The organism is Leptotrichia sp. OH3620_COT-345, assembly GCF_003932895.1.
Lineage (GTDB): Bacteria > Fusobacteriota > Fusobacteriia > Fusobacteriales > Leptotrichiaceae > Pseudoleptotrichia.
Map to the genome: position 1 here is coordinate 82,057 of NZ_RQYW01000002.1, position 13,773 is coordinate 95,829.

A 13,773-nucleotide genomic window follows, 5' to 3' on the forward strand; every position below is an offset into this window, starting at 1 on the left:
TGTATCAAAAATTCCCTAAATTGTTTCGGGAAGTTCCAGAAAAAATTTCCCTATTTTTCCACTTCTATAATCTTTTAAAATTCTTCTGGATATTATTTCATAGTTATATTCCTCATTTTTTGAAATGCCCAGTCTTTTTTCAAGTATTTCAATTATTTTATAATTTTCAAATTCTTTTATATTTTCTCTGTCGGCATATTCTTGAAGATTGTACACTTCTAATAAATTTCCTATTTTATCCAGTTTTTTTAATTTATCAAGAAATTTCATCATTACGTCTTCAAGAGGAAGTATATTATCTTTTATAGAGCCTGTTATTGCAAGATTATATGCTGTATTTTCATCTTCAAACTTCGGCCATAAAATTCCCGGAGTATCAAGAAGCTCGAGTCTGTCATCTATTTTAATCCATTGTTTTCCTCTTGTAAATCCCGGAGTATTCCCTACTCTTGCCTTATTCTTATTTACAAATTTGTTAATGAATTTTGACTTTCCCACATTCGGAATTCCGACTATCATTGTCCTTACTTCAGTTTTTCTTAACCCTTTCTTTTTCATTTTCTCCAGTTTATCCGTATAAACTTTATCCGTTATTTTTCTCAATTCATTAAAATTTGTCCCTTTTTCCACACTGAGAGCAACAAAATAATCAGATACTTTATTTTCAAGAAAATATTCCTCCCATTTTTTCAAATCTTTCGTATCAACAAGATCCACTTTATTCAGTACAACTATTTTCTGTTTATTTTTAGCCAATATTGATATATCAGGATTTTTACTTGATAACGGTATTCTTGCATCAAGTATTTCAATAACCAGATCTATTATTTTTAGATTTTGGGCTATTATATCTTTAGTCTTTTTCATATGACCCGGATACCAGTTTATACTCATTCCTCTTCTCCCTTTGCTTCTTTTTTCAAATATATTCCGTCATCATTCAAAGCTCTTATAAACAATACTATCTCACCTTTGACAGGTTTCTTTTCTAATTTTTTTATAATTTCGGAAACTTCTCCTCTAATGACTTCTTCATATACTTTTGTTAATTCTCTTGTTATTACAACATATCTTTCTCCAAGATACTCTTTTATATCTTTCAGAGTTCTCAATATCCTGTTGGGAGATTCAAGTATGACTATCATACGTTCTTCATTCTTCAACTTATTGAAAAGTGTCTGCCTTCCCTTTTTTTTAGGAAGAAAGCCTTCATATGCCATTCTTCTCATATCCAGACCGGAAATGCTTCCTCCTGTTACTATTGAGGAAGGCCCGGGTATAGCAGTCACTTTTATATTTTCTTTTAATGCTTCATTTACAACTTCAAAACCCGGATCCGAAATGCAGGGTGTTCCCGCATCAGTTACCAAAGCAATTTTCTTATTATTTTTCAATAAATTTAGTATATTTCCAATTTGATGAATTTTATTATGCTCATGATATTGATAAACCGTTTTTTCTATTTCATAATGATTAAGCAGTTTTTTTGTCACTCTAGTATCTTCTGCAAATATATAATCAACTTCTTTTAAAAGCCGTACTGCTCTGAATGTAATATCCTCAAGATTACCTATAGGTGTACCGATAACATAAAGCATATATTCTCCTACTATTTTATTTTTTATTTTGTAACTTTTTATTCATTTCTTCTATTGCTCTTTTCAGTTGGACATCCCCTGCTGTTATAATCTTTTTAGCTTCTTCAGCTCCCTTTTCCTTTATAAGGATATCTTCTATTTCCTTTTCTCTATTCTTTCTGGCTTGTTCAGAATCATTTGTATATCCTTTTAATGTAAGAAGCTCTTCCATCGGAACTTTTATATCAGGCTCTATACCTTTTTCATGTATATAATTTCCTTTAGGAGTAAAGTATTGTGCAATAGTCAGTTTAATTGCATCTCCTGTTTTCAAAGGTAATATCTGCTGGACAATTCCTTTTCCGAACGTCTTTTCTCCTATTACAGTCCCCCTTTTATAGTCTTTAATCGCTCCCGTAACTATTTCAGATGCCGAAGCACTTCCTTTATTTACAAGGACTACTAAAGGAAAATCTCCTAAATATTTTATTGTCCTGTTATATTTTTTTTCCTGACCGTCTTTATATTTCAATGAAACTATAAGATTTTCTTTTAAGAACAATGATGATATATCCTGTGCTTCTTGCAAAGATCCCCCCGGATTCAGTCTTAAATCCAGTATAAGCCCTTTCATACCCTGCTTTTGGAGATTCTCAATAGCTTTCTGAACTTCATCTCCCACATGATTGCCGAATCTCAGAAGACTCACATAACCTATACCGTTTTCCATCATTTTACTTTCAACTACTTCAAGTTTTATTTTCGCCCTTGTCATAGTAACTTTTAAAGGTTCCTTCCTTCCTGCCCTTATAATCTCAACACTAACTTTAGTTCCTTCTTTACCTTTCAGCAATTTTACAGTTTCATTGGCAGTAAGAGGTAATATATCCTTGTCATTAACTTTTGTAATTTTATCTCCTATTTTTATTCCCACTTTTTCTGCCGGACTTCCTATGAAAGGTGAAGTTACTTCAAGAACCTCCCCCTTTTTCTTTTGAATACTCATTCCTACACCTACATATTCCCCTTCCAAATCTTCGGCAAAATTTTTCAGATCCTCTTGGGACAAATATTCTGAATAAGGATCATTCAGTTTATTTATCACTCCGGATACGGCAGCTTTATAAAGCTCGTCTTTATTAGGTGTTTCTTTTCCTACAAATTTACTGTCTATAATATTTATTACATCAACTATTCTGCTCAATTCAGCTGTATCTCTACTGTAATTCGCACTGCTGTTTTTTTCATTTCTTGCAGATTTTATTATTGTTGATGCACAAAACACGGGTATACTTATTAATACAAGTCCCGATATGAAGTATAACAGTTTATTTTTTTTCATTAATTTCCTCCTAATTTGATTAATTCATCACAATGTACATTAAAAACTCTTTATTTCCTTTAGTTCCCTTTATTGGTGATTCTTCCACACCTATTAATTTATAATTATTTTCTTTTATAAAGGAAATAATTTTTTTTATTACTTCATCATGATACCGCTCATCAGTTACAACACCGTTTCTGCTTATTTTTTCCTTTCCTACTTCAAATTGAGGTTTTATAAGCATAATAATACCTGCATTATCATTTAAAAATTTACCGAGATGAGGAATTACTTTTGTTAATGAAATAAACGACACATCTATAACTATGAAATCAACTTTTCCATTTCCCAAACTTTCAGATTGAAGCTCCTTTATATGAGTATTTTCAATTGAAACAACTTTTTCATTATTTCTCAGTTTCCAGTCAAGCTGATTTGTCCCTACATCTACACTGTAAACTTTTTCTGCTCCATTCTGTAATACACAGTCTGTAAATCCTCCTGTAGATGCTCCTACATCAAGTACTGTTTTCCCTGAAAAATCAAGTTTCCATATTTCTATAGCTTTTTCAAGTTTCAATCCTCCACGACTTACATATTTAAGTCTGTTTTTTATTCTTATTATAAGTTCATCATTATCTTTGAAATTTGTCCCTGCTTTAGTTACAGCCTGTTCATTTATAATAACATTTCCCGCCATTATTTCTCTTCTGGCTTTTTCCCTTGTTTCAAAAATTCCACGTTCCACAAGAATTAAGTCCAACCTTTTTTTCATGCTTTATCCTCTATTTTTAAATGATTCTGATGTTAATAGCTTCTGCATTTTAAATAATAAAATATATTTCTTATTTTTTCATTTATTTTACATTATTAAAACTATGGATAACTATTATTTATCCTAATATATAGGATTTAAACAGCAATCCTATAATAATTCCAAGAATACTTCCCCAAAATACTTCAAGAGGAGTATGCCCTAAAAATTCTTTAAATTCTTCACTTATTATTTCAATTCCGTCTCTTTTTTCTATACTGTCTACAAGGGTATTTAGAGCTTTCGCATGTTTCCCCGCCTGTCTTCTTACTCCGGTAGCATCATACAGAACTATTCCGGAAAATACCATGGCTATTGCAAATTCAAGAGAAGCCGCCCCTTTCAGAAGAAATACTCCCGTCGCCAAAGATACTACAGTGGAAGCATGTGAACTGGGCATACCTCCTGTCTGAAACATTCTAATCCACTGTATTCTTTCCTTTTTCAGCAAAGGATAAAATACTTTATAAAACTGGGCTGAAAAACACGAAATTGCGGCAACATCAAGAAGTCTGTTTCCAAATAATATCCCGTTACTCATTTTTTACCTTTCTTTTTAAACTCATTAAAGTCTTTAGTTATTTTTCCATCTTTATTATTAGGTTTGAAAAAAATCATTATTTTACCTATACTGTCTACAAAAAAGGATTTTGTCCTAAAAGCCAGTTCGTTCCCCAGCTCTCTTCCTATTTCCACATCTGAATTCTGTAATACTTTTACTTTTATTAATTCTCTTTTTTTTACAACACTTGCCATGCTTTCTATTACATTATCATCTATTCCGTCTTTTCCTATTCTTACTACAGGCTCTAACCCATGTGTAATTTTTTTTAGAAAAGCTCTCTCCTTACTGGAAAGATTCATTTTAAACCTCCATTATTATAGGAAGAATTATCGGTTCCCTATCTGTTTTTTTATTTAAAAATTCTCCCACTTTAATTCTTAATCTCTGTTTTATTTTACCTATTTCTTTAATTCCCTGAGTTTCCATATTTTCAAGCTCAAGTTTTATAAGCTCTTTCGTTTCGGACAATAAACTTTCCGCATCTTTATTATATACAAATCCCCTTGTTACAAGCTCTATCTGTTTATTGAAATTCCCTGTTTTATATTGGGAAACTGATATTATGACAATTCCGTCATCAGCCAGATTCTGTCTATCTTTCAGCACTGCATTCCCTATATCTCCTATGCCGAAACCGTCTATTAATGTAACCCCGCTCGGTACTTTCCCTACAGATTTGAAACTTGTCTTTGACAGCTCAATTTTCATTCCGTTTTCCGCAAGTATTATGTTCTGTGGTGATAAACCTACCGATTCTGCAGATTCCTTATGTTTTTTAAGCATTACATATTCTCCATGAACAGGCATAAAAAACTTAGGTTTTACAAGGTTTATCAATAATTTTTGTTCTTCCTGACACCCGTGTCCTGAAACATGTATTCCTATTCCTTTTTCAAATACTACATTCGCATGCCTTTTCAGTAACTGATTTATATTCTTATACGCAGCTTTTTCGTTTCCCGGTATAGGACTTGCAGATATTACTACCGTATCTCCTTCTCTTAAAGAAATATATTTATGTGATCCGTTAGCTATCCTTGACAGTGCTGCAAGGGGTTCTCCCTGAGTTCCTGTACATAAAATAAGCACTTTATTTGCAGGCAGTGTTTCAACTTTATCTATATCTATCATTATCCCTTTCGGTATTTTTAGATATCCCAAGTTTGAACATATTTCAAATATTTTTACCATACTTCTTCCGTCAATGGCTATTTTTCTATTATTTTTTTCAGCTATATATATTATCTGTTGTAATCTATGTACATGCGATGCAAAAGCTGCAAGTATTATTCTACCGTTTGCCTTTGCAAATTCTTCTTTTAAACTTTCTCCGACAGTTCTCTCCGACAATGTAAATCCGGGTATTTGAGCATTTGTACTGTCTGAAAGCAAAAGATCCACACCTTCTTCTCCCAGCTGTGCAAATCTTCCAAAATCAAATCCTTCTCCGTCCACAGGAGTTAAATCTACTTTAAAATCCCCTGAATGTATTACAGTAGCTGCAGGAGTTTTTATACATATAGCATAACAATCCGCTATACTATGTGTCACGCTTATAAATTCCACTGTGAAATATTTTGAGATTTTCAGTATACTTCTTCCTTTTATTATTTTTTCTTTGGGAAGTTTTGCATCTTTCTTTTCAAATTTTGCTTTTGCCAACTCCAATGTCAGCCTTCCTCCATACATGGGAATATCTTCTGTACCGAGTTTTTGGTACAAATAAGGAATCGCTCCTATATGGTCTTCATGCCCGTGAGTTAAAAGAAGACCCTTTATTTTTTCCCTGTTGCTTTCCAAATATGAAAAGTCCGGAATTATGACATCTATTCCCAAATGTTCATCTTCAGGAAAAGTAAGACCCGCATCTACTATAATTATTTCATCTTTATATTGAAATGCAGTCATGTTTTTTCCTATTTCCTCTACTCCTCCTAAAGGAATAATATACATTTTTTCTTCTCTTTTTTTACTTTCATTTTTCGCATTTATCCCGTCTGTCTTATCCGGGAAAAATTGTGAATTATTTGTTTCGTTTAAACGCCCTTCATAATTCTGTCCACTGTTCTGAATTTTTGTTCTTGTTTTATTCAGTAGACTTCTTGAATAATCTCTTTTAAAAGGATAATCTGCTTTTTCATTTCCTTTTTTATTTTCTTTTTCCGACATTCAACGACCTCCTTTTCTTTATTTAATATTATTTTTATCTTTTTCTTCTTTTTCTTTTTTTCCCTGTTGTCCCGCCGATATTTTCTTCTTTTGCATTTAATGAAATATTCTTTTTCAGTTCATACTTGTCCCGGTATCTTTCTATAAATGTCCTTGCCATCTGTCCTGACACTATTCCTCCGTATCCTGCACCTTCTACTATAGACACAAAAACTATCTCAGGATTATCTGACGGGAAATATCCTGCTATCCATGAATGATGATCTCTAAATCCTGTATTCTGTGCAGTTCCTGTTTTAGCTGAAACAGGATAATTAGGTATATACAATATTCTTGCCGTTCCTCCATGCGAGTTTACAGGAAGCTTCAAGGCATTCTGCATAAGTTTCAGATTTTTCTCACTTACATTTGCTTTTCTTGATATTTTAGGCTCATTTATTTCAACTTTTCCGTCATAAGAGACAAATTTATCCACAATAGTAGGTTTCATCATAACACCGTTATTAGCTATAATCTGATAAGATGAAGCCACCTGTATAGGGGTCATCAAAACATAACCCTGACCGATCGACATATTTATAAGGTCCCCGGGTAACCATACCTGTTCCTGTTTCTTTTTAAACCTTTTCTTTTTCCATTCAGGTGTAGGCAATACTCCTGCCTGTTCTCCGGGAATATCTATTCCTGTTTTCTCTCCTACTCCGAATTCCTTTGCATATTTTATTATGTTATCTTTTCCTGCCCTCTGGGAAAAAATATAATAATACGTGTTTACGGAATACTCTATTGATTTATTAAAATTCGTAATTCCGTATCCCCGACTGCTTGAATCTCTAAAAATAAGTTTTCCGAACTTATACTGTCCTGTAGACATTACAGTATCATAAGGAGATATTCCTGATTCCAGTATTCCGATACCTGTTATAGCTTTAAAAGTGGAGCCCGGAGGATACAGTCCTGCAATACCTTTATTTACAAGAGGTTTTGCTTTAGAATTAACAAGCTCATTCCATTGATCATCCGGAATTCTTGAACTGAGAAGATTCAGGCTTATTTCAGGATTGCTTACGAATGTTATGATTTTCCCCGTCTTTGCCTCCATAGCAATAAATACTCCGCTTTTCCCTGCAAAAGCATTTGTCATATGCTTCTGTAAATCCAAATCAATTGATAAATATATACTTTTTCCTGTAACACTGGAAATGTCTTTTATTTTCTTTATTACATTACCGTGAACATCGACTTCAACTTCTTCTACTCCATCCTGACCTTTCATCTGTTTGTCGTATTCTTTTTCTACACCTTTTTTCCCGATAAGATCATCGTTCTGATACCCTTCTTTTTTCAATTCGTTATACTCTTTCTCACTTATAGGCTTTACATTTCCTATTGCATGCGAAGCGATACTATCTTCAGGATAGTATCGCTTATTATATTCAACTATATCTATTCTGTTATTTTTTATTTTTTCTATCGCTTTTAATGCAATATTCTTATCTAAATCTTCTATAACAAGAATAACCTTATCGGTTCCCATACGGGGTTGTTTGTTAAATCTTGTTATAATATAGTCAATTGTATATCCTGTTATTTCATTTATTTTCTGTATGTCTTCTATTGTTTCTCTTATTTTTTGAGCTCTCTGTTTTTTTTCGCGAGAAAGTCTTTCTTCTATACGCTCTTTATCATAACTCTGAATTTCCCTAAGAAGTGCTATATCACTGCTTGATAACTGTTTAGTATCAATGTGTATAAGCTTGTATCCCGTTGTATTTTTAGCAAGTAGTCTCCCTTCTCTATCATATATTTCTCCTCTTGTAGCCTTAATAATATTTGTCCTTATCCTATTCTGCAATGCCCGCTCTTCATAAGTCGATGCATTTAATATTTGAAGTGAAAAAAGTCTTGCTATCAAAATGGAAAAAATCAATCCTACTGCCAATATGAACGTCACGTATCTGGGGTTTTTCTCTTCTTTATCCAATTCTCTCATAATTTTTCTCTTTACTCCCTGTTCCCTAAATTACACTGCCTTCCTCGTTCACACCTTCATAAAATTCATCCAGCTGATAATACTCTCTGGCATCTTTACTGAATATACTTATTATTATATCTCCCAAATCTATAAGAACCCAGTTACATTCCTCCAGACCTTCTATACTCCTTATATTTTCAGAACTCTTTTTTATATCATTGGCTATAGCTTCAATATTTCTTGAAGAACTTCCCGTACATAATATGGAGTAATCAAAAAATGGAGATTTCCCCTGCATGTCAAATACTTTAATATCCTGACCTTTCTTATCTTCAATTATAGATATAATTGAAGCGATTTCTTTCTGCAATTCGCTACTTTCTTTCATTTTACCTTCCTTTTATTGAAATTTCGTTTTTAATTTTTTGATATAACTGTTATTTTACCGTTTATTTCATTATCAGCTATTAATTTTACTCCTCCTCCGATACTTTTTGCAATCAACTTAGCGGTATAAATATCTGCAGGATTATAAATAACTTTTATATCATTTATACTGTCTAACTTTTCCCCTTTAAATTCAGACGTTTTAACTGTTTTCGGTTTATATCCCTGTATTTTTTCTGACACTGCGGATTCATTCCCTAAAGTTAATATTTCCACAGGAAAATTTATCTGAGCATCATTTCCTGTTATTATTATAAAATCCGCTTCAGGTTTTACATTATTATCTTCAAATACTTTTACATATTTCAACCCTGTCTCACTGACAATAGCTTCAACTTCGGTTTCATTAAGTTTTCGGACTACAACATAATTCATTACTTCAGGCTTAGTATAATTTTCGGCATTATATTCCAGTCCAAATTTTGCTTTTAATTTTTCTCCGATATTTTTTGCAAATCCGTCAATGCCATTGGCATTAAGCACTTCTATCTTTTTCCCTTTCAGTGTTTCTTCAGGATTAATATTCACAACCGTTTCTTCCTTTTCTTCTTCAGCTCTTCCCTTATCATTTCCTTGAGGTAATGCAACAATTATTTTTTCAAACTTTATACTGTCCACATGTTTCTCACTCCCCACCGTTGTCACAGGAATCGAAACACTTCCGACAGGTTGTTCATTTTCAGTTATATATTTTATTCCTGAAGGAAAATATTTATTCAGATCATTTAACAGTTCCGCTTTATTCAGCACTCCTATATTCAGCTGTTTAAGTATTCCGGTTGTAAAATACTGCTCTACTTTTTTTGTTTTTGTCAAATATAAGTCTTTAGGCAATTCAAAAGTATTTCCATTATAGTAGACATAGTATTTATCTCCTGTTCGAAATATTCTGTTTTCACTTTTTAAAGTTTCCGTATTTTCAAAACATGAAATAAAAAACAGTAAACTTATCATTACTAATAAAATCTTTTTCATATTATATCTCCTTCTAATAGTATTCCGTCAAAATTGATTATTTCAGTATTTACCAGATCCGAAACTTTTATCTCCAGATGATTCTTTCCTTCCTTTTTCAGATTAATAAATACTCTCAAATAATTTTCGGTATAACCAAAAGCTCTGTCTTCAACTATTTCTTCAATATAAACTCTCTGTTTTGATCCTATAGTTTTTTTTCTGAATTCTGCATACTTTACATTATTCAGTTCTTCAACTTTTTTCACTCTTCTTTTTTTTTCCTGAGAGTCTATTTTCCCATCTAAGAGCATTGCTGTAGTTTTCTCTCTGTCTGAATAAGGAAATACATGTAAATCTGAAAATCCAAGTAAATCAAGATTTTTCAACGTATTTTCAAAGTTTTCCTTTTCTTCCTGAGGAAATCCTACGATTATGTCTGCGGTGAGAGAAACTTCAGGAACTTCTTTTTTTACTTTTTCAAGCACATTTACTACAAAATCGGCTTTGTAATTTCTTCTCATCAAATGTAGAATCTTGTCATCAAGTGTCTGTACAGATACATGAAGATGCGGCATAAGTTTAGGATTGTTTTTCAGCATATCCAGAAACTTATCAGTTATTGTATCGGGATAAACCGAGCTTACTCTTACCCTTTCTACGGATTTTATTGCCAATATCTTTTCAAGTATCGTATCAAAATCGGTTTTAGGCTCAAGATCGAGACCGTATTCACTCATATTTATTCCTGTCAATACTACTTCCTTATATCCCTGTTCACCGAGATAGTTTATTTCTTCAAGAATGCTCTTTTCGTCCCTTGACCTACTAAGTCCCCTTGCATAGGGTATTTTACAATAAGAACAAAATTTTGTACAACCGTCCTGTATTTTTACAAAAGCTCTCGCTTTTTCCCTTAATACAGTATATTTTTTTGAACTGTATTCTTTTTCATCAAATATATTGTCTACCTGATAGTGAGAGACATTTTTACTTATTATACTGAAAACATTTTCTTTTTTTGAATTTCCGATTATAAAATCAATTTCCCTCATTTCTTTCAAATCATCAAGATTTGTTTGAGCATAACATCCTGTTGCCACAACTATGGAATCAGGATTTGTATTTTTTGCACGTCGCAACATTTTCTTGTTTTTCTTGTCTGCCACATTTGTAACTGTACATGTGTTCACAATATAAATATCCGCTTTCTGATCAAACTCCACTTCTTTATAATTATTATCAAGAAAATCCTTTCTAATAACTTCAGTTTCATACTGATTCACTTTGCAGCCTAAAGTATAAAACGCCACTGTTTTTTCCGGATTATTTTCAATGTTTTTTATTTTTTCGTTTCCTACATTTCCGTCATTTATAGACATTTGCCAATATCCCTCCTATGACAATTGCCGCTGTTTCCGCTCTCAGTATTCTTTTTCCGAGACTGATTTCCACAGCTCCTGTTTTTTTCAGAAAATCAGCCTCCTCAAGACTTATTCCGCCTTCAGGACCTATTATGTAAAGAATATTTTTATCATTTTTATTTATTGCTTCAACTAATGATACAGACTCATCACTTTTTTCATAAGCGTAAAAAATTCTATCATATAATTCATAGTTTATGCTTTGTAACTCTGTAACAGGAGATATTTCTGTAAACTTTACACCTCTACACTGTTTTAATGCTTCTTTTACAATAACATCCCATTTTTCCTTTTTCTGATTTATTTTTACCACTACACGCTCTGTCTGAATAGGGATTATTTTATTTATTCCAATTTCAGTCAGTTTTTTTATTGCCATATTCATTTTTTCATTTTTCAAAATACCGATTGCAGCATCTATGTTAACATTCAGCGAATAATTATCCTCATTTTTTTTTATTATTTTTAGTTTTACTTCCTTTTTCGAGATTTCTGTTATTTCAGTTATGTATTCAAATTCTCCATCCACTGTCCTCACATTATCTCCGATATCCAGTCTGAACACATTCCGCATATGATTCACATCTGAACTGTTGTTTATTATAATAATATTTCCATTTATATTTTCCTTATCACTTATAACTGTGAACAAGTTAATGCACCTCGATTAATTTTATTCAGATTTTTCTTTTTCAAACAGTGTATTTTCATAACCCTCTTCTATTCTGTTATCAGTTTTTTTATCCAAGATTTTCTCCAATCCCAAATGTCTGTATCCATGTTCAGTAACTACACGTCCTCTCTGGGTTCTTTTTATATAACCTATTTTTACAAGATAAGGCTCATAAACTTCTTCTATTGTCCTTTTATCTTCTCCAAGAAGAAGAGAAAGTGTTTCTATCCCCACAGGACCTCCATTATAAACGTTTATAATGGATTTCAGTATGTTCCTGTCAAGCTCATCAAGTCCGCTCCCATCTACTCCGAGAAGCTTTAAGATTCCGTCAACACTTTTTTTATCAAGTATTCCTTTTCCTTCTACAAGAGCGTAATCCCTTGCCCTTTTAAAAAGTCTGTTCGCTATTCTCGGTGTTCCTCTGCTCCTTTTAGCTATTTCCGTTATTCCGTCTTCTTCATAGGAAACCTGAAATATGTTTGCTCCCCGCCTTATTATCTCTTTCAATTCATCCAAACGGTAATATTCCATTCTGTGAGTTACTCCAAATCTGTCTCTTAAGGGTGTACTGAGCTGTCCCGCTTTTGTAGTAGCTCCTATAAGAGTAAATTTAGGCAGTTCTATTCTTATACTTCTCGCAGACGGTCCTTTTCCTATAAGTATGTCAAGTTCTCCGTCTTCCATTGCAGGATATAGAACTTCTTCCACAGATGTATTAAGCCGGTGAATTTCATCTATAAATAAAATATCATTTTCTTCAAGAGATGTTAAAATAGCTGCCAAATCTCCCGCTTTTTCCAATACCGGACCTGTAGTTATTTTCAGATTGACTCCCATTTCGGTAGCAATAACTCCGGCTAAAGTAGTCTTTCCCAATCCGGGAGGTCCATAAAGAAGTATATGATCCATTGCTTCATTTCTCATTTTTGCAGCTTTTATAAAAATATTCATTTTTTCTTTTAAATCTTCCTGACCTATATACTCACTGAATGTTTTAGGTCGTAAAGTCTTCTGAATATTGTCTTCACCTAATTCTTCAGAGGCCAATATTCTTTCATTTTCCATTAACTCTCCTCAACTAAATCTGTTTTAACAGTAACATTAAAAAAAATTGGAATACAGCTATAATTCCTCCCAAAATTCCACCTATCACTTCAATATGTTTTAATTCTTTTTTAGAAATTTTTAATATTATATTTTCTATTTCATTTAAAGAAAAATTAGTCATTTTTTCAACCATAATTTCCTTAAAATCTATTTTTTCTTCCATTACTCTTAAAATTTCCGCAAGTATTTCTTCTTTATTTTCCAAAATCGATTTTTTAAAATATGACTTCAATTTTTCCATTAAAGAATCATTTACCAACATTTTCAGCAGGGGATTTTTTTCAAGAATACTATTTTGAAGCTTTACCCCTATTATTTTATCCACAAGTTCATCTATTATTTCTTCGTCCAGCTCACTTCCTTTAAATCTTTCAGCTATATCAGATACGGAAATAAGCTCCTGCTCTACAACCCCTGCAATATTTTCTGTTATTTCATCTCTCCTTTTAGGAATAAGCCCCTGTATTTTAAAAAATAGAAAATTTACTTCTTTATAAGGTCTGAAAAGTAATTTTATTGCGAGATAGTTTGTAAACCAACCAATTAAAATTCCCACAGATACCATTACTATAAACTGTACTGCCAAATGTTTCAATTTTCTTTCCTCCATAATTTACTTCATTTATTTTCATTTTTTTATTTTATATTTAGTACTTAAAATTACCGTTGCATTCTATAATAGCACATTTACCTTTATTTTTCAAGTTAAGTTATTATCCGTAAGAACTCATTCACATCATG

The 13,773-nt window shown here is 32.2% G+C and carries 14 protein-coding genes; all 14 read right to left on the bottom strand.

Features of this window, described 5'->3' with window-relative positions:
* Positions 1-15 precede the first annotated feature (15 nt).
* On the bottom strand, positions 16-894 hold the full coding sequence (gene ylqF, locus EII29_RS01600) for a ribosome biogenesis GTPase YlqF (protein ID WP_125235792.1): 879 nt from the start codon (positions 892-894) through the stop codon (positions 16-18).
* Entirely contained in the window at positions 891-1,598 is a 708-nt protein-coding gene (gene rsmI / locus EII29_RS01605; RefSeq protein WP_125235793.1) for a 16S rRNA (cytidine(1402)-2'-O)-methyltransferase, read from the bottom strand. The genes ylqF and rsmI overlap by 4 nt, the downstream gene beginning before the upstream one ends.
* A gap of 16 nt (positions 1,599-1,614) precedes the next feature.
* Positions 1,615-2,919 carry a S41 family peptidase gene (locus EII29_RS01610; protein ID WP_125235794.1) on the bottom strand — a complete coding sequence of 435 codons (1,305 nt, stop codon included), beginning with the start codon at positions 2,917-2,919 and terminating at the stop codon, positions 1,615-1,617.
* A 19-nt stretch (positions 2,920-2,938) separates the two neighbouring features.
* Positions 2,939-3,676, bottom strand: a complete 738-nt coding sequence (locus EII29_RS01615; RefSeq protein WP_125235795.1) for a TlyA family RNA methyltransferase — start codon at positions 3,674-3,676, stop codon at positions 2,939-2,941.
* A 118-nt stretch (positions 3,677-3,794) separates the two neighbouring features.
* A complete protein-coding gene (locus EII29_RS01620) occupies positions 3,795-4,256 on the bottom strand; it encodes a divergent PAP2 family protein (RefSeq protein WP_125235796.1) in 462 nt (153 codons plus the stop codon).
* Positions 4,253-4,579: a YhbY family RNA-binding protein gene (locus EII29_RS01625; RefSeq protein ID WP_125235797.1), complete on the bottom strand. Its 327-nt coding sequence runs from the start codon at positions 4,577-4,579 to the stop codon at positions 4,253-4,255. The genes EII29_RS01620 and EII29_RS01625 overlap by 4 nt, the downstream gene beginning before the upstream one ends.
* A gap of 1 nt (position 4,580) precedes the next feature.
* A complete protein-coding gene (locus EII29_RS01630; protein WP_125235798.1) occupies positions 4,581-6,449 on the bottom strand; it encodes a ribonuclease J in 1,869 nt (622 codons plus the stop codon).
* A gap of 34 nt (positions 6,450-6,483) precedes the next feature.
* On the bottom strand, positions 6,484-8,442 hold the full coding sequence (gene mrdA, locus EII29_RS01635; protein WP_125235799.1) for a penicillin-binding protein 2: 1,959 nt from the start codon (positions 8,440-8,442) through the stop codon (positions 6,484-6,486).
* 25 nt (positions 8,443-8,467) lie between these two features.
* Positions 8,468-8,812 (bottom strand): ribosome silencing factor, encoded by a 345-nt coding sequence (gene rsfS, locus EII29_RS01640; protein ID WP_125235800.1) that lies wholly within the window; start codon positions 8,810-8,812, stop codon positions 8,468-8,470.
* Between the two features lie 29 nt (positions 8,813-8,841).
* Positions 8,842-9,846: a LytR C-terminal domain-containing protein gene (locus tag EII29_RS01645; RefSeq protein ID WP_125235801.1), complete on the bottom strand. Its 1,005-nt coding sequence runs from the start codon at positions 9,844-9,846 to the stop codon at positions 8,842-8,844.
* Entirely contained in the window at positions 9,843-11,207 is a 1,365-nt protein-coding gene (gene mtaB, locus EII29_RS01650) for a tRNA (N(6)-L-threonylcarbamoyladenosine(37)-C(2))-methylthiotransferase MtaB (RefSeq protein ID WP_125235802.1), read from the bottom strand. Before mtaB ends, EII29_RS01645 begins: the two co-directional genes overlap by 4 nt.
* The gene (locus EII29_RS01655) at positions 11,194-11,901 is read right to left on the bottom strand and encodes a 16S rRNA (uracil(1498)-N(3))-methyltransferase (RefSeq protein WP_125235803.1); all 708 of its coding nucleotides are present in this window, start codon (positions 11,899-11,901) and stop codon (positions 11,194-11,196) included. The genes mtaB and EII29_RS01655 overlap by 14 nt, the downstream gene beginning before the upstream one ends.
* 21 nt (positions 11,902-11,922) lie before the next feature.
* Entirely contained in the window at positions 11,923-12,990 is a 1,068-nt protein-coding gene (gene ruvB, locus EII29_RS01660; RefSeq protein WP_125235804.1) for a Holliday junction branch migration DNA helicase RuvB, read from the bottom strand.
* 13 nt (positions 12,991-13,003) lie between these two features.
* A complete protein-coding gene (locus EII29_RS01665; RefSeq protein WP_125235805.1) occupies positions 13,004-13,627 on the bottom strand; it encodes a DUF445 domain-containing protein in 624 nt (207 codons plus the stop codon).
* Between the last annotated feature and the right edge of the window lie 146 nt (positions 13,628-13,773).

Excerpts from the sequence above, each read along its gene's own strand:
- ylqF (WP_125235792.1), bottom strand. The coding sequence starts at position 894 with ATGAGTATAAACTGGTATCCGGGTCATATGAAAAAGACTAAAGATATA.
- rsmI (WP_125235793.1), bottom strand. The coding sequence starts at position 1,598 with ATGCTTTATGTTATCGGTACACCTATAGGTAATCTTGAGGATATTACA.
- EII29_RS01610 (WP_125235794.1), bottom strand. The coding sequence starts at position 2,919 with ATGAAAAAAAATAAACTGTTATACTTCATATCGGGACTTGTATTAATA.
- EII29_RS01615 (WP_125235795.1), bottom strand. The coding sequence starts at position 3,676 with ATGAAAAAAAGGTTGGACTTAATTCTTGTGGAACGTGGAATTTTTGAA.
- EII29_RS01620 (WP_125235796.1), bottom strand. The coding sequence starts at position 4,256 with ATGAGTAACGGGATATTATTTGGAAACAGACTTCTTGATGTTGCCGCA.
- EII29_RS01625 (WP_125235797.1), bottom strand. The coding sequence starts at position 4,579 with ATGAATCTTTCCAGTAAGGAGAGAGCTTTTCTAAAAAAAATTACACAT.
- EII29_RS01630 (WP_125235798.1), bottom strand. The coding sequence starts at position 6,449 with ATGTCGGAAAAAGAAAATAAAAAAGGAAATGAAAAAGCAGATTATCCT.
- mrdA (WP_125235799.1), bottom strand. The coding sequence starts at position 8,442 with ATGAGAGAATTGGATAAAGAAGAGAAAAACCCCAGATACGTGACGTTC.
- rsfS (WP_125235800.1), bottom strand. The coding sequence starts at position 8,812 with ATGAAAGAAAGTAGCGAATTGCAGAAAGAAATCGCTTCAATTATATCT.
- EII29_RS01645 (WP_125235801.1), bottom strand. The coding sequence starts at position 9,846 with ATGAAAAAGATTTTATTAGTAATGATAAGTTTACTGTTTTTTATTTCA.
- mtaB (WP_125235802.1), bottom strand. The coding sequence starts at position 11,207 with ATGTCTATAAATGACGGAAATGTAGGAAACGAAAAAATAAAAAACATT.
- ruvB (WP_125235804.1), bottom strand. The coding sequence starts at position 12,990 with ATGGAAAATGAAAGAATATTGGCCTCTGAAGAATTAGGTGAAGACAAT.